The sequence below is a fragment of the Kitasatospora sp. NPDC093102 genome (assembly GCF_040683915.1).
In the GTDB taxonomy this organism is placed as follows: domain Bacteria; phylum Actinomycetota; class Actinomycetes; order Streptomycetales; family Streptomycetaceae; genus Kitasatospora.
Genome location: NZ_JBFBFA010000002.1, coordinates 218269 through 233861 on the forward strand (window position 1 = coordinate 218269; position 15593 = coordinate 233861).

Below are 15593 nucleotides of genomic sequence, written 5' to 3' on the forward strand. Positions count from 1 at the left end.
TCAGGTCCGCTTGCGGAACCGGGCGACCGCCAGCGGGGCGAAGACCGCGGTGACGGCGGCCGACCAGATCAGCACGATCATCACCGGGTGGGCCACCGGGCCCTCGCCGTTGAGCAGGGCACGGGAGGCGTCGGCCAGCGCCGAGAGCGGGTTGACCTTGGTGAAGGACTGCAGCCAGCCCGGCATGGTGTCGGTCCGGGCGAAGATCGAGCTGCCGAACTGCATCGGCATCAGGACCAGCATGGCAGCGCCCTGGACGGCCTGGGCGCTGCGCAGGGCCATGCCCAGCAGCATCGAGATCCAGACGATCGACATGCCGAACACCAGGCCCAGGCCGATCGTGGCCAGCACCTCCAGCGGTCCGGTCTTCACCTCGAAGCCGATGCACATCGCGAAGCCGATCAGGATCGCGAAGGAGAGCAGGCCGCGGAGGGTCTCGGCGACGATCTTGGAGAGCAGCACCGAGGCCCGGCCGATCGGCAGGGTGCGGAAGCGGTCCATCACGCCGGTCTGGAAATCGCTGTTGAGGCCGGTACCGACGGCCATCGCGAGGGTGAGGCCGGTCTGCCCGAGCAGGCCGGGGACCAGGTACTGCTTGTAGGTGTCCTGGTCGCCGGCCATCGCGCCGCCGAAGACGTAGACGAACAGCACGGTGAAGACGATCGGCATCAGCACGGCGTCGAACATCGACTCCGGGTCGGCCTTGATCCGCATCAGGTTGCGCCGGGTCAGCGCGCCGACGTGGCGCAGGGTGCCGGCCAGGCCGATCCGGGAGTCCTCCGCCGGTGGCCGGGTGTCCCGGGCCCCGGAGGGGGTGAGCGTGGCGGTGGTCATGCGACGGGCTCCTTGGCGAGGCTGGGGGCGGGCTCCGCGGCGGACGCGGGCTTGCCGGTGATGGCGAGGAAGACCTCGTCCAGACTGGGCACCTTGGTGTCGATGCCGGCGACGGCGAAGCCGCGGGTGCCGAGCACGCCGATCACCGTGGTCAGCTGCTCCTCGCCGGTGATCGGCACCGCGAGGAGCCCGGTGTCGGTGGAGACGGTGGCGTTGAGGATGCCGCTCTCGTGCAGGCAGCGGGCCATCTCGGGCAGCTCGGCCGGGTGGGCCGGGCGGACCTGGAGGGTCTGGCCGCCGACCTTGGCCTTGAGTTCGGAGACGGCGCCGTTGGCGATCACCCGGCCGCGGTCGATGACGGTCACCTCGTTCGCGAGCTGCTCCGCCTCCTCCATGTACTGGGTGGTCAGCAGCACGGTGCTGCCCTCGGCGACCATCCGCTGCACCTCGTCCCAGACCTCGTTGCGGGTGCGCGGGTCCAGGCCGGTGGTGGGCTCGTCCAGGTAGAGGACCCGGGGGCGGCCGATCATGCTGGCGGCCAGGTCGAGGCGACGGCGCATGCCGCCGGAGTAGGTCTTGGCGGGCCGCTTGGCGGCTTCGGTGAGGGAGAAGCGCTCCAGCAGCTCGGCGGCCCGGGCCTTGGCCTCCCGGCGGGGGAGGTCGAGCAGCCGGCCGATGAGGTAGAGGTTCTCGTACCCGGAGAGCAGCTCGTCCACGGAGGCGTACTGGCCGGTGAGGCCGATCGTGCGGCGCAGTTGCTTGGGCTGGCGCAGCACGTCGTAGCCGCCGACGAGCGCGGTGCCGGCGTCCGGCTTGATCAGGGTGGACAGGACGCGCACCAGGGTGGTCTTGCCCGCGCCGTTGGGGCCGAGCAGGGCGAGGACGGTGCCTTCCTCGACGGTGAGGTCGACCCCGTCGAGGGCCTTGGTGGTGCCGTAGTGCTTGACGATGCCGTGCACCTCCACGGCGTTCCCGGAGGTGGTTCCCCGGTCGTTCGGGGCCGTCGCGATTCGTGTCATGCCTCCAGGCTGTCCGCCCCGGCTGCCAGCTCCCTGTCGGCCCGGGCGGTGCGCTGTCGGCCCGCTGTCACGCCGCTGTCATCGGTCGCGCCGGGAACGGCAGCGGCCCCGCTCCCGGTGGGGGAGCGGGGCCGCGAGGGGGAGCGTCAGCGGAAGCTGTGCTCCGCCGCCGGGAAGGCGCCGGTGCGCACGTCCTCCGCGTACGCCCGGGCGGCGTCGCCGAGGACGGTCCGCAGGTCGGCGTACTGCTTGACGAACTTCGGCACCCGGCCGGCCGTCATGCCGGCCATGTCGGTCCAGACCAGCACCTGGGCGTCGGTGTCCGGCCCGCCGCCGATGCCGACGGTCGGGATCGCCAGCTGCTCGGTGACCTGGGCGGCCAGCTCGGCCGGGACGGCCTCCAGCACCACCGCGAAGGCCCCCGACTGCTGGACGGCCTTGGCGTCGCGCAGCAGCTGGTGCGCCGCCTCGTCGCCGCGGCCCTGGACCGGGTAGCCGCCGAGGGCGTGCACGGACTGCGGGGTGAGGCCGATGTGGGCCATCACCGGGACGCCGGCCTCGACCAGCAGCTCGATCGAGCGGGCGCTGCGCTCCCCGCCCTCCAGCTTGACCGCGCCGACCCCGGCCTCCTTCATCAGCCGGGCCGCGTTGTGCATGGCCTGGGCGGGGGACTCCTGGTACGAGCCGAACGGCAGGTCGGCGACGATCATGGCCCGCTTGGTGCCGCGGACGACGGCGGCGGAGAGCATCACCATCTGATCCATGGTCACCGGGACGGTGGTCTCGTAGCCGAGGTGGCAGTTGCCCGCCGAGTCGCCGACCAGCAGCACCGGGATGCCGGCCTCGTCGAACACACCCGCGGTGAGGGCGTCGTAGGCGGTGAGCATCGACCACTTCTCGCCGCGCTGCTTGGCGGCGGCGAGGTCGCGGACGGTGACCCGGCGGTTGGTGACCCCGCCGTAGAGGGTGGTGGTCGACGCCTGGTTCTGGGCAGGCGAAGGCGTAGAAGCGTTCATCGAACGGACTCCTGAAGGGTTGTCGTCTCGTGGCGCCGTACGGCGTCCCCGGATTCCCTCCATGCTTGCACGCCCCGGCGCGCGCGCAAAGAGGGGTGCGTGCGTCCCGGTGGGATCCACGACACCCCGGCGCGGGCGGCCCGCCCGCGCCGGGGTGCGCGGGAGGCCTCCGAATTTGCCTTCTCTTTACGAAACGGATTCGTCTCGTATCGTATGGGCCGCTACTCTGGTGCGGGGGGTTACGAGACGTATGCGGCTCGGAATGCCCGCCAGTGCAACGCCAACACGGACGGGAAGACCAATGACCACCGCAGCCGCGCCACCTCGCGTGCCGGAAGCCATCCACCGACGGCGCTGGGCGATCCTCGGCACCCTGCTGCTCGCCCTGCTCGTCGTCGTGCTCGACAACTCGATCCTCAACGTCGCGATGAAGACCATCGCGACCCCCGCGCCGGTCGGCCTCGGGGCCACCCAGAGCGACCTGGAATGGTCGATCAACTCCTACACCCTGGTCTTCGCCGGGCTGCTGTTCACCTCCGGCCTGCTCGGCGACCGGTTCGGCCGCAAGCGCGCGCTGCTGGCCGGCATGGCGGTCTTCGGCATCGCCTCGCTGCTGTCCGCGCTGGCCGCCTCGCCCGGTGAACTCATCGGCTACCGCGCCCTGATGGGCGTCGGCGGCGCGCTCGCGATGCCCGCCACGCTGGCGATCATCATGAACGTCTTCGAGCGCTCCGAACAGCCCAAGGCGATCGGGATCTGGGCCGGCGCCGTCGGCCTGGCCATCGCCATCGGCCCGATCACCGGCGGCCTGCTGATCGAGCACTTCTGGTGGGGCTCGGTCTTCCTGGTCAACGTCCCGATCGTGGTCGTCGCGGTGATCGCGATGGTGATCCTGGTCCCCGAGTCCAAGGACCCCAACCCGGGCCGGATGGACCCGGTCGGCGTGCTGCTGTCGATCGTCGGGCTGGTCGCGCTGATCTACGGCATCATCAAGGGCGGCGAGCTGGCCGACTTCACCGTGGCCGAGGCCTGGGCGCCGACCCTGGTCGGCGTGGTCGCGCTGGCCGCCTTCGTCTGGTTCGAGCGCCGCACGCCGTTCCCCGCGCTGGACGTCACCTGGTTCCGCGACAAGGTGTTCAGCGCCTCCGTGGTGGTCGTCGGCGTGATCTTCTTCGCGCTGATGGGCGTCTCCTTCTTCGGCGTCTTCTACATCCAGAGCGTGCGCGGCTACAGCGCCCTCCAGGCCGGCATGCTGATGCTGCCGATGGCCGCGGCCCAGCTGCTGTTCGCCCCGCGGGCCCGGCTGGTGGTCGACCGGCTGGGCGTCGCCGCCACCGCCGCCGGCGGCATGCTGCTGGTCGCGCTCGGCTTCGTCGGCTACGCCGTGCTGACCGCCACCAGCCCGATCTGGGTGCTGATCGTGCTCGGCCTGGTGATGGGCGCCGGCATGGCGCACGTCATGCCGCCGGTCACCGTCGCGATCATGGCCTCGCTGCCCCGGGAGAAGGCCGGCGCCGGCTCGGCCGTCAACAACACCTTCCGCCAGGTCGGCGGCTCGCTCGGGGTCGCCGTGCTCGGCGCGGTGCTCTCCACCACCTACCGCGACGGGATGGCCGACACCCTGACCCACCTGCCCGAGGGGCTGCGCGACAAGGCCGGCGAGTCGCTGGAGGCCACCCTGGCCATCGCCGACCGCCTCCCCGGCGGCCAGGCGCTCATCACCCCCGCGAAGGACTCCTTCATCCACGCCATGCACGTGGTGGCCTCGCTCTCGGTGGGCGTCTCGGTGATCGGCGCCGCGGTCGCCTGGTTCCTGCTGCCGCGCCGCTCGGCCGCCCCCGCGGGTCCGGGCGGCCAGGTCCCCGAGCAGCGCGGTCAGGAGCGGGAGGCGGCGGCCGCGGACGCCTGATCCGTGGCCGGGCCGCACCGCGGCTGAGTGACAATGGCCCTGTCGCCCGGGTGCGCCCCGGGTGGCAGGGCCCCGCGTCCAGGGCAGGCCCCCTGCCGCGGACCCATCGAGGGACACGCCACGGCGCCTGCGCGACCGGGGACAGCGAGGGAGAGACAGCGGGGATGAAGACGGACACGCCGACCGCCGGCACCGGGCAGCACTGCGCGGAGGTACGCCGTGGCCGGCCCCGCAGTGAGGCCGCCGAGCAGGCCATCTTCACGGCCGTCGAGGACCTGATGGCCGGCGGCACCGCGCTGTCCGAGCTCACCATCGAGGGCATCGCCACCGCCGCCGGCGTCGGCAAGGCCACCATCTACCGGCGCTGGCCCAACAAGGAGGCCCTGCTGGTCGACGTGGTCAGCCGGCTGGAGGAGCCACTGCCGGAGCCCACCGGCGCCGGCGCCCGGGCCGACCTGATCGCCCTGGTGGACCACGTCCGCCGGCGCGGCCTGGCCAAGCGCACCCGCTGGGTGCTCAAGGCCGCCATGGGCCAGATGCAGACCCTGCCCGAGCTGTACACCGCCTACCGGGAGCGGGTGATCAAGCCGCGCCGGGCGGTCGGGATCGGTCTGATCCGCCAGGCCGTCGCCGAGGGCGTGATCCGCGACGACCTCGACCTGGACCTGCTCAACGACCTGCTGATGGGGCCGATCCTCTACCGCAGCATCCTGTGGGACGACTCCGACCTGGAGGACCCGGACCTGGCCCGCAAGCTGGTCGACTCCATGCTCGAAGGCCTCGCGCCCCGCTGATCCGGCCGAACGTGGCCTCGCTCACCAAACCGGGCCACGCCGGAACCCGCTCCGGGGGACCGACGTCTGTCCCGGCATAGGCTGAGCCGGGTATCCGGTCGAACCGGCACCGGACCGGCGGCGGCACGAGCGACGGGAGCCACTTGATGGCGCAGGCGGACAGGACCGAGCGGATCGTGGCCCCCGGGAGCGGCGCCGACGATCCGGCCCCCGCGTCGCGTCGCGTCGGCTTCCTCGGCCTGCGCCACTGGGGCCGGGACGCCCGCGGCAGCAGCACCTGGCGGCGCGGCCTGGTGATCGCCGCGCTGGCCGTGCTCACGGCCGTGCTGTTCGCCTTCCACGCCGAGGTGCCCAACCAGGTCGGCAACCTCGGCAGCCTGCTGGAGACCTTCCTGCCCTGGCTGGGCCTGGCCGTCCCGGTGCTGCTGGTGCCCGCGCTGCTGCGCCGCTCCGCCACCGCGCTGCTCGCCCTGCTGCTGCCCGTCGTGCTCTGGGTCAACCTGTTCGGCGGCCTGCTGAGCGACAAGCGGGGCGGCCCGGGCGACTGGACGGTGGTCAGCCACAACGTCGCCGCCGCCAACACCGACGTGCCCGGCACCATCCGCACCCTGGTGGACTCCGGCGCCCAGATCGTCGCCCTGCAGGAGCTGGCCGGCAAGTCGCTGCGCTCGTACGAGACCGGGCTGGCCGGCGCCTACCCGTACCACGAGGTGCAGGGCACCGTCGGACTCTGGTCGAAGTACCCGATCAGTGACGTCTCCCCGGTGGACCTGAGGATGGGCTGGACCAGGGCCTTCCGCGCCCAGGTCGGCACCCCGCAGGGCCCGCTCGCGGTGTACGTGGCGCACCTGCCCTCGGTGCGGCTGAAGGCCGAGGGCGGCTTCACCGTCAACCAGCGGGACGTCAGCGCGCAGGCGCTGGGTGACGCGATCCAGGCCGAGCCGCTGAAGAAGGTCCTGCTGCTCGGCGACCTCAACGGCACCATGAACGACCGCAGCCTCGCGCCGGTCACCTCGCAGATGCGCTCGGCCCAGGGCGCCGCCGGTGACGGCTTCGGCTTCAGCTGGCCGGCCGCCTTCCCGATGGCCCGGATCGACCAGATCATGAGCAAGGGCGGGCTGGACCCGCTGGACTCCCGCACCCTGCCGCGGGACGGCAGCGACCACCTTCCGGTGGCCGCCACCTACCGGTACCAGCCGGTCCGCTAGGCCGTGCGCCTCAGCCGCGCCGCCAGCGGTTGGTGATCGGCAGACGGCGGTCCCGGCCGAAGTTCTTGACCGAGATCTTCGGGCCCGGCGGGTACTGGCGCCGCTTGTACTCGGCGGTGTCGACCAGCCGTACCACCCGGTCCACCACGGCCGGGTCGAAACCGGCCGCCACGATCGCGTCCCGGCCCTCGTCGTCCTCGATGTAGCGGGCCAGCACGCTGTCCAGCAGGTCGTAGTCGGGCAGCGAGTCGGTGTCCACCTGGTCCGGCCGCAGCTCGGCGGACGGCGGCTTGGTGATGGTGTGCTCCGGGATCGGCGGCACCTCGCCGCGCCGCTCGGCCTCCTCGTTGCGCCAGCGGGCCAGCCGGAAGACCAGCGACTTGTAGACGTCTTTGATGGGCCCGTAGGCGCCGACCGAGTCGCCGTACAGGGTCGAGTAGCCGACCGCCAGCTCGCTCTTGTTGCCGGGCGCGAGCACGATGTGCCCCTCCTGGTTGGAGATCGCCATCAGCAGGGTGCCGCGCAGCCGGGACTGGAGGTTCTCCTCGGCGAGGCCGGTCAGCTCGGTGGCCCCCAGGTAGGCGTCGAACATCGGGGCGATGGAGACGGTCCGGAAGTGCAGCCCGGTGCGGCGGGCCAGCTCGGCCGCGTCGTCCCGGGAGTGCCGGGAGGAGTAGCGGCTGGGCATCGAGACGCAGTGCACGTTCTCCGCGCCGACCGCGTCCACCGCGATCGCGGCCACCAGCGCCGAGTCGATGCCGCCGGAGAGGCCGATCAGCACCGACTCGAAGCCGTTCTTGGTCACGTACGCCCGGGTGCCGGAGACCAGCGCGGCCCAGATCTCGGCCTCGTCCGAGATCCGCGGCGCCACCTCGGCGGTGAGCCTCCCCCGGCCTTCGCCCGGGGGGATCCCCATGGCGGGCGCGGCCTGCGGCTCGCCGTCCAGCTCGGTGCGGACCAGGTGCAGCCCGTCGCTCAGCAGCAGGCCGTCGGTGTGGTCGCGGCCGGCGGCCGGCAGGTCCAGGTCCAGCACCAGCAGGTGCTCCTCGAACTGCGGGGAGCGGGCCAGGACCTCGCCGTCCGCGCCGACCACGATCGAGTCGCCGTCGAAGACCAGCTCGTCCTGGCCGCCGACCATGTTGACGTACGCCAGGGTGCAGCCCGCCTCGGCCGCCCGGCGCCGCACCAGCTCCAGCCGCTGGTCGTCCTTGTTCCGCTCGTACGGGGAGCCGTTGACCACCAGCAGCAGCCCGGCGCCGATCTCGCGGGCGGCGGTGACCCGGCCGCCGTCCTGCCAGATGTCCTCGCAGATGGCCAGCGCGACGTCCACCCCGTGCACCCGCAGCACCGGCAGCTGGTCGCCCGGGACGAACCAGCGGAACTCGTCGAACACGCCGTAGTTGGGCAGGTGGTGCTTGGCGAAGCGGGTCACCACCTCGCCCCGGTGCAGCACCGCGGCGCAGTTCTGCGGGGACCCGGCCGGGCGGTTGAAACGTGGCGAGGCGTGCTCGGAGCGCCCGAGGTAGCCGACCACCACCGGGACCTCGCCCAGCCCGTCCGCCGCCAGCCGGCCGGCCAGCTCGACCAGCGCGCCGCGGGAGCCCTCGACGAAGGAGCGGCGCAGGGCGAGGTCCTCCACCGGGTACCCGGTGAGGGCCATCTCGGGGAAGGCCACCAGCTGTGCGCCGGCCTCCACGGCCTGCCTGGTCCAGCGCACCACCTCATCGCTGTTGCGGGCGAGGTCACCGACCCAGGGGTCGATCTGGCTCAGGGCGAGACGGAGAGTGGGCATGCCCCCGAGTCTAATCGTCTAACTGACGCAATGTCCTGGGCGGGGCCCGACGGCGGGGGTCGGCACTGCGGCGCACGGTGCGGATCGGCCATGATGGGGGCATCCGCTCCACGAGGTCCTTCCGGGGACTCCGGGGCGTAACACGAGCGTAAAGAGCAGAGGTGAGACTGTCCCCATGGGCAAGCAGCAGCAGTTCGTGCTTCGGACGCTCGAAGAGCGTGACATCCGGTTCGTCCGGCTGTGGTTCACCGACGTGCTCGGGTTCCTGAAGTCGGTCGCGGTGGCACCGGCCGAGCTGGAGCAGGCCTTCGAGGAGGGCATCGGCTTCGACGGCTCGGCGATCGAGGGCTTCGCCCGGGTGTACGAGTCCGACATGATCGCCAAGCCGGACCCGACCACCTTCCAGATCCTGCCCTGGCGCTCGGAGACCCCGGGCACCGCCCGGATGTTCTGCGACATCCTGATGCCGGACGGCTCGCCCTCCTACGCCGACCCGCGGTTCGTGCTCAAGCGCACCCTGGAGAAGGCCTCCGAGCAGGGCTTCACCTTCTACACCCACCCGGAGATCGAGTTCTTCCTGCTGAAGAACCTCCCCGGCGACGGCACCCCGCCCATCCCCGCCGACCAGTCCGGCTACTTCGACCACACCCCACGCGGGGTGGGCCACGACTTCCGCCGCCAGGCGATCACCATGCTGGAGTCGATGGGCATCTCGGTCGAGTTCTCGCACCACGAGGGCGCCCCCGGTCAGCAGGAGATCGACCTGCGCTACGCCGACGCGCTGTCCACCGCCGACAACATCATGACCTTCCGGCTGGTCATGAAGGAGGTCGCGCTGGAGCAGGGCGTGCACGCGAGCTTCATGCCCAAGCCGTTCTCCGAGCACCCCGGCAGCGGCATGCACACCCACGTCTCGCTGTTCGAGGGCGACCGCAACGCCTTCCACGAGTCCGGCGCCGAGTACCAGCTGTCCAAGGTCGGCCGGTCCTTCATCGCCGGCCTGCTGAAGCACGCCGCCGAGACCGCCGCAGTCACCAACCAGTGGGTGAACTCCTACAAGCGGATCTGGGGCGGCTCCCAGCGCACCGCCGGGGCCGGCGGCGAGGCGCCGTCCTACATCTGCTGGGGCCACAACAACCGCTCGGCGCTGATCCGGGTGCCGATGTACAAGCCGGGCAAGCAGGGCTCCACCCGGATCGAGGTCCGCTCCCTGGACACCGGCTGCAACCCGTACCTCGCCTACGCCGTCACCCTCGCGGCCGGCCTGAAGGGCATCGAGGAGGGCTACGAGCTCCCGCCCGGCGCCGACGACGACGTGTGGGCGCTGTCCGACTCCGAGCGCCGGGCCCTCGGCATCCAGCCGATGCCGCAGAACCTCGGCGAGGCCATCGACCTGATGCAGCGCAGCGAACTCGTCGCCGAGACCCTCGGCGAACACGTCTTCGACTTCTTCCTGCGCAACAAGCGCCAGGAGTGGGAGGAGTACCGCTCCGAGGTGACGCCGTTCGAGCTACGGAAGAACCTCCAGGTTCTCTGACGGCCTGTCAGCTGGCGTAGGCCGTGCCGGCGGTGTACCCCACGCACGTTAATCCGTTGGGCCAATGCGGTTACTCTGCAGCGGTGCGAGCCGTGGCGGGGTGACGAAGAGGCGTATTCAGAAGATCCGTTTTGCGGATCATTCTGGAGTGTCATGCGTACTCGAATCACCATCCTGGCCTTGTCCGGACTGACCTCGGCCGCCCTAGTGTGGGGTGCCGGCTCCGCGGCCTACGCCTCGCCCTCCCCCGACCACCACGCAGCCGCCGAATCGGCGCACGCCCAGGGCGGCTGGGTCGACGGGCTCCTCCGTGCCGCGGAGGGCGCCGGCAACGCCACCCATGCCTGGACCTTCGGCAATCGTGACGCCATCCCGCCCAAGCTGGCGGCCCGTCAGCCCCACCGGGCGGACGACCCCGCCGAGGCGGGCGCCGGCACCGAGGCGGCCGTCGCCGCCGAGCCAGGCGCGGCGGCTCAGCCGGCCGAGGAAGGAACCGACCAGGCCGAAGCGGGTCAGCCGGGCGTGGACGACTCCGAGCGCGGTCGGCCCGCGGCCCGGCCGTCGACGCTCGGGTTCCTCGACAAGCTGGGCGGACTGGACGAACTGTCCTCCCGCACCGGCAAGCACTGCCACAAGGACCACAAGGACCACAAGGACCACCACGCCCCCGAATGCCCCTGTGACCACGAGGGTCACGAGGGCCACGGCGACCAGTCGAACAAGCCCGAGCACAAGCCCGAGCACAAGCCCGAGCACAAGCCTGAGCACAAGCCCGAGCACAAGCCCGAGAACCAGGCCCAGGAGCAGGCCCAGGACCAGGCCCAGGCCCAGAGCCAGGACCAGGCTCAGAACGGCCAGCAAAGCCAGGACCAGCAGGTCAACGTGACGGTCCTCATGCAGAACACCGTCCACAACGACCTCGACAACAGCGCGAACAACTCGGCGCAGAACACGGCCGTGAACAAGGTCAAGTTCAGCGTGGAGGAGCAGGCGCCGCACAAGCCGGTCCACCAGGGCCACGAGGAGCACAAGGGCCACCACGAGGAGCACAAGGGCCACCACGAGGAGCACAAGGGCCACCACGAGGAGCACAAGGGCCACCACCAGGGTGGCCACGAGGAGCACAAGGCTCACCAGGGCGGCCACGAGGAGCACAAGGGCCACCACTACGGGGAGCTGGCCGAGACGGGGAGCGGGGCGTCTCCGGCGCTGCTCGGTTTCTCGGCGGCGTTCCTCGCGGCGGGCGCTGTGGCCATGCGGGTCAGCCGACGCTCCGCATGACCGGGCCCGGCCCGAAGGGCGCCGGGTGAGCGCCGGCGGCGGCCGGAGCATTCAGTGACCGACGGGCGGTGCGCGCACGGCGCACCGCCCGTCGGTCGTGTGTTCGTCGGAGCGGCTCAGCGCAGCTCGGCGGGCGGCGTGCGGCCCGGGTCCATCGGTTCTTCCCGGACCAGACTGCCCCAGACGGCCATCCGGTACAGCGAGGTGTAGACCGGCGTGCAGGTCGTCAGGGTGATGTAGCGGCCCGGCTCGGTGTACGGAGAGCCGGTGGGCACCGGGGCGATGACACCGGTGTCGTACTTGGAGGTCTCCGGCAGCGTGGCGTCGACCCGGTAGACGTACCAGCGGTCGTGGGTCTCCACGACCAGAGGGTCGCCCGGCTTCAGCCGGTCCAGGTCGTGGAACTTCGCGCCGTGCCCGTCGCGGTGGGCGGCGAGGGCGAAGTTGCCCTGCGCGTCCCAGGGCATGGCCGACGGGTACGGCGCCGTGTAGACGCCGGCAACCCCGTCCGCGAGGGTGTCCTTGTCGGTACCGGCCTCGATCAGCACCTGGTAGCCGGCGCCCAGGCCCGGCACGTGGAGGAAGCCGATGCCGCCGCCCGCCTCGTACGGCGGCGGTGCGGCGGTGCTCGCGGCGCCGGTCGGCGAGGCCGTCGGGGCCGTCGGGGCCGCCGCCGACCAGGCCCGGCGCAGCCGCTCGGCGGAGCGGTCCGCGTGCCGGCCGGCCGTGAGGTTCGTCCACCACAGCGAGTAGACGACCAGCAGGGCCAGCAGCACACCGACGGTGAACAGCAGGTCGCCGAGCACGCCGGCCGCGACCTGGAGGGGGCGGCGGCGCGGGGTTCGCTCCTCGGCCGGATGCTCGGGCGCCATCGGTCGTCCCCTCGGACGGCGGCGGTGGCGGATCAGAGCAGGGCGGCACCTGGCAGGGGGGCCGCCACTGGGGGCGTCCTGGCTGGTCATGCGCGTACTCCACCGTGCCCGTGAGCCGGCGGGCAAGCCGACACGCCACGCCGTCACCCCGGCCCCCGCGCCCGGCCGCCCCGTGACCGGGCGGGCCCGGCCCGTGGGCCGTCCGGCGGCCGGCCCCGGAGGCGCGTAACCTGCTGGGGCGGGCGGACGGAGGGGCCGATGGCGATGGACGAGCAGCGGGCCGGGAGCCGGGTCAGCCGGCCGGAGAACCGGCTGGTCCGGCGCGGGTTCACCGACCCGGCACGGGCGGTGCGGCTGTTGGAGGGCCCCGGGCTGGAGGGCCTGGCCGACGACCCCCTGCTGCTGGACGCGCTCGGCGCCACCGCCGACCCCGACCTCGCGCTGCTCGGCCTGGCCCGGCTGCTGGAGGCCGCCGACGAGGCCGACCGGCACACCCTGCGCGACACCCTCACCACCTCCAAGCCGCTGCGCGACCGGTTGCTCGGCGTGCTCGGCGTCTCCACCGCGCTCGGTGACCACCTGGCCCGGCACCCGCACGACTGGCACGTGCTGGTCACCTTCGAACTGCGTGACATGCACCCCGGCCCGGAGGACTTCCGCCACGCCCTCGGCGAGGGCGTGCGCACCGGCGACCGCGGCCCGGCGGACGCGCTGCGCGTCGCCTACCGCCGCTGCCTGCTCGCCATCGCGGCCCGCGACCTCACCGGCACCACCGACCTCGCGCAGACCGCCGCCGAACTCGCCGACCTGGCCGGCGCCACCCTCCAGACCGCCCTGGACCTCGCCGCCGAGCACGATCCGGAGGCGGCCGCGGCCTGCCGGCTCGCGGTGATCGGCATGGGCAAGTGCGGCGGCCGCGAACTCAACTACGTCTCGGACGTGGACGTGGTGTTCGTCGCCGAGCCGCGCGAGGGCGTGGACGAGCAGGAGGCGCTCAAGGCCGCAACCCGGCTGGCCGCCGCCCTCACCCGGCTGTGCGCGGACACCACCGGCGAGGGCACCATCTGGCCGGTGGACGCCAACCTGCGCCCCGAGGGCCGCAACGGCCCGCTGGTGCGCACCCTGGCCAGCCACCTCGCCTACTACCAGCGCTGGGCCAAGACCTGGGAGTTCCAGGCGCTCCTCAAGGCCCGCCCGGTCGCCGGGGACGCGGAGCTCGGCGCCGCGTACGTCGAGGCGCTCGCCCCGATGGTCTGGCAGGCCGCAGCCCGGGAGAACTTCGTCACCGACGTGCAGCAGATGCGCCGCCGGGTGGTCGACTCCATCCCGGTCACCGAGCTGGACCGCCAGCTCAAGCTCGGCCCGGGCGGCCTGCGCGACGTCGAGTTCTCCGTGCAGCTGCTCCAGCTGGTGCACGGCCGCACCGACCCGGCGCTGCGCAGCGGCAACACCCTGGAGGCGCTGGCCGCGCTCTCCCGGGGCGGGTACGTGGGCCGGGCGGACGCCGCCTCGTTGGACGCCGCGTACCGCTTCCTGCGCTCGCTGGAGCACCGCATCCAGCTGTACCGGCTGCGCCGCACCCACCTGATGCCCACCGGGGCCGAGGACCTGCGCCGGCTGGCCCGCTCGCTGGCGGCGCTGATCAACGACGACACCCGCGCCGACCCGGTGGCCGCGCTGCACCGCGAGTGGAAGCGGCACGCGGTGGAGGTCCGGCGGCTGCACGAGAAGCTGTTCTACCGGCCGCTGCTCGACGCCGTCGCCGAACTGCCGCCGGGCGCCACCGGGCTGACCCCGGACGCGGCCCGGGCCCGGCTGGAGGCGCTGGGCTACGCGGACCCGGCGGCCGCGCTGCGGCACATCAGCGCGCTCGCCTCCGGGGTGAGCCGCAAGGCCGCGATCCAGCGCACCCTGCTGCCGGTGCTGCTCGGCTGGTTCGCCGAGTCCTCCGATCCGGACGCCGGGCTGCTCAACTTCCGCCAGGTCTCCGACGCGCTCGGCCGCACCCCCTGGTACCTGCGGCTGCTGCGGGACGAGAGCGCCGCCGCCGAACAGCTGGCCAGGGTGCTGTCGGCCGGCCGGCTCGCCCCCGACCTGCTGCTGCGCGCCCCCGAGGCGGTGGCCATGCTGGGGGACCCACAGGGTCTGGAACCGCGCGGTCGGGCCGCCCTGGAGGGGGAGATCCGGGCCGCCGTCGGCCGGGCCGGGTCCACCGCCGCCGCGGTGGCCGCCGCCCGGTCGGTGCGCCGTCGGGAGCTGTTCCGCACCGCCGCCGCGGACGTGCTCGGGCGGCTCGGGGAGGACCCTGCCGAGGCGCTGGACACCGCGGGGGAGGCGCTCACCGCGCTCAACGCCGCCACCATGGGCGGCGCGCTGCGCGCCTGCGTCGCCGGGTGGGAGGCCGAGCACGGGGACCTGCCGACCCGGATCGCGGTGATCGCGATGGGCCGCTTCGGCGGCCACGAACTGGGCTACGGCTCGGACGCGGACGTGCTCTTCGTCCACGAGCCGCTGCTCGGCTCGCTGGAGGAGGAGGCTGCCCGGGCCGCCCAGGCGGTCTGCCACGAGCTGCGCACCCAGTTGGGCGCGCCCTCCACGGAGCCGCCGCTGCTGGTCGACGCCGGCCTGCGGCCGGAGGGCCGCAGCGGCCCGCTGGTGCGCACCCTCGCCTCGTACGCGGCCTACTACCGGCGCTGGTCGCACGCCTGGGAGAGCCAGGCGCTGCTGCGGGCCGAGCCGGTGGCCGGGGACGAGGAGCTGGGCACGCGGTTCCGTCAGCTGATCGACCCGCTGCGCTACCCGGGCACCGGAGTGCCGGAGCGGGACCTGGTGGAGATCCGCCGGATCAAGGCGCGGATCGAGGCCGAACGGCTGCCGCGCGGGGCCGACCCGACCACCCACACGAAGATCGGCCGGGGTGGGCTGGCGGACGTCGAGTGGACGGTGCAGCTGCTCCAGCTCCAGTACGGGCACGGCGTGCCGGCCCTGCGCACCACCCGGACCAGGGCGGCACTGGCGGCCGCCGTCGAGGCCGGGCTGGTCAGGCCGGAGGACGCCGAGGTGCTGGACACGGCCTGGGTGCTGGCCTCCCGGGTGCGGGCGGCGGTGATGCTGGTGCGCGGGCGGCCCGGGGACAGCTTCCCGGGGGAGGCCCGGGAGCTGGCCGGGGTGGCCCGCTACCTCGGGTACGGCTCGGGGCACAGCGGCGAACTGCTGGACGACTACCGGCGGGTCACCCGGCGGGCCCGGGCGGTGGTGGTCCGGCTGTTCTACGGCTCCGACTGACCGGGCCGGCCCGCGGCTCCGACCGACCGGGTCGGTCCGCGGCTCC

Annotated in this window: 11 protein-coding genes; 6 read left to right on the forward strand and 5 right to left on the reverse strand. The window is 73.1% G+C overall.

Translation table 11 applies throughout. The features are described from left to right. The 3 genes from AB0O11_RS04370 to panB all read right to left on the reverse strand — a co-directional run bounded on the left by AB0O11_RS04370 (position 1) and on the right by panB (position 2869). Positions 1-834, reverse strand: a complete 834-nt coding sequence (locus AB0O11_RS04370) for an ABC transporter permease (RefSeq protein WP_363381573.1) — start codon at positions 832-834, stop codon at positions 1-3. Next, positions 831-1853: an ATP-binding cassette domain-containing protein gene (locus tag AB0O11_RS04375; RefSeq protein WP_363381575.1), complete on the reverse strand. Its 1023-nt coding sequence runs from the start codon at positions 1851-1853 to the stop codon at positions 831-833. The genes AB0O11_RS04370 and AB0O11_RS04375 overlap by 4 nt, the downstream gene beginning before the upstream one ends. A 146-nt stretch (positions 1854-1999) precedes the next feature. Then, a complete protein-coding gene (gene panB, locus AB0O11_RS04380; RefSeq protein ID WP_363381576.1) occupies positions 2000-2869 on the reverse strand; it encodes a 3-methyl-2-oxobutanoate hydroxymethyltransferase in 870 nt (289 codons plus the stop codon). A gap of 301 nt (positions 2870-3170) precedes the next feature. On the opposite strand from panB, the gene AB0O11_RS04385 reads away from it, so the two are divergent. The 3 genes from AB0O11_RS04385 to AB0O11_RS04395 all read left to right on the forward strand — a co-directional run bounded on the left by AB0O11_RS04385 (position 3171) and on the right by AB0O11_RS04395 (position 6780). Next, on the forward strand, positions 3171-4778 hold the full coding sequence (locus tag AB0O11_RS04385) for an MFS transporter (protein ID WP_363381578.1): 1608 nt from the start codon (positions 3171-3173) through the stop codon (positions 4776-4778). Positions 4779-4942: 164 nt separating this feature from the next. Further along, on the forward strand, positions 4943-5572 hold the full coding sequence (locus tag AB0O11_RS04390; RefSeq protein ID WP_363381580.1) for a TetR/AcrR family transcriptional regulator: 630 nt from the start codon (positions 4943-4945) through the stop codon (positions 5570-5572). Between the two features lie 146 nt (positions 5573-5718). Next, a complete protein-coding gene (locus AB0O11_RS04395) occupies positions 5719-6780 on the forward strand; it encodes an endonuclease/exonuclease/phosphatase family protein (RefSeq protein ID WP_363381582.1) in 1062 nt (353 codons plus the stop codon). Positions 6781-6790: 10 nt separating this feature from the next. On the opposite strand, the gene AB0O11_RS04400 is transcribed toward AB0O11_RS04395, so the two are convergent. Then, positions 6791-8572 (reverse strand): NAD+ synthase, encoded by a 1782-nt coding sequence (locus tag AB0O11_RS04400; protein ID WP_363381584.1) that lies wholly within the window; start codon positions 8570-8572, stop codon positions 6791-6793. A gap of 175 nt (positions 8573-8747) precedes the next feature. On the opposite strand from AB0O11_RS04400, the gene glnA reads away from it, so the two are divergent. After that, positions 8748-10109 (forward strand): type I glutamate--ammonia ligase, encoded by a 1362-nt coding sequence (glnA, locus tag AB0O11_RS04405; RefSeq protein WP_224280893.1) that lies wholly within the window; start codon positions 8748-8750, stop codon positions 10107-10109. Between the two features lie 153 nt (positions 10110-10262). After that, the gene (locus AB0O11_RS04410; RefSeq protein ID WP_363381587.1) at positions 10263-11390 is read left to right on the forward strand and encodes a hypothetical protein; all 1128 of its coding nucleotides are present in this window, start codon (positions 10263-10265) and stop codon (positions 11388-11390) included. A 116-nt stretch (positions 11391-11506) separates the two neighbouring features. Here AB0O11_RS04410 and AB0O11_RS04415 read toward each other — a convergent pair whose 3' ends face one another. Then, complete coding sequence (locus AB0O11_RS04415; protein WP_363381588.1) at positions 11507-12262, reverse strand: class E sortase; 756 nt, start codon at positions 12260-12262, stop codon at positions 11507-11509. Between the two features lie 258 nt (positions 12263-12520). Between AB0O11_RS04415 and AB0O11_RS04420 the strand changes: the two genes are divergently transcribed. After that, a complete protein-coding gene (locus AB0O11_RS04420) occupies positions 12521-15547 on the forward strand; it encodes a bifunctional [glutamine synthetase] adenylyltransferase/[glutamine synthetase]-adenylyl-L-tyrosine phosphorylase (RefSeq protein WP_363381589.1) in 3027 nt (1008 codons plus the stop codon). Positions 15548-15593 lie beyond the last annotated feature (46 nt).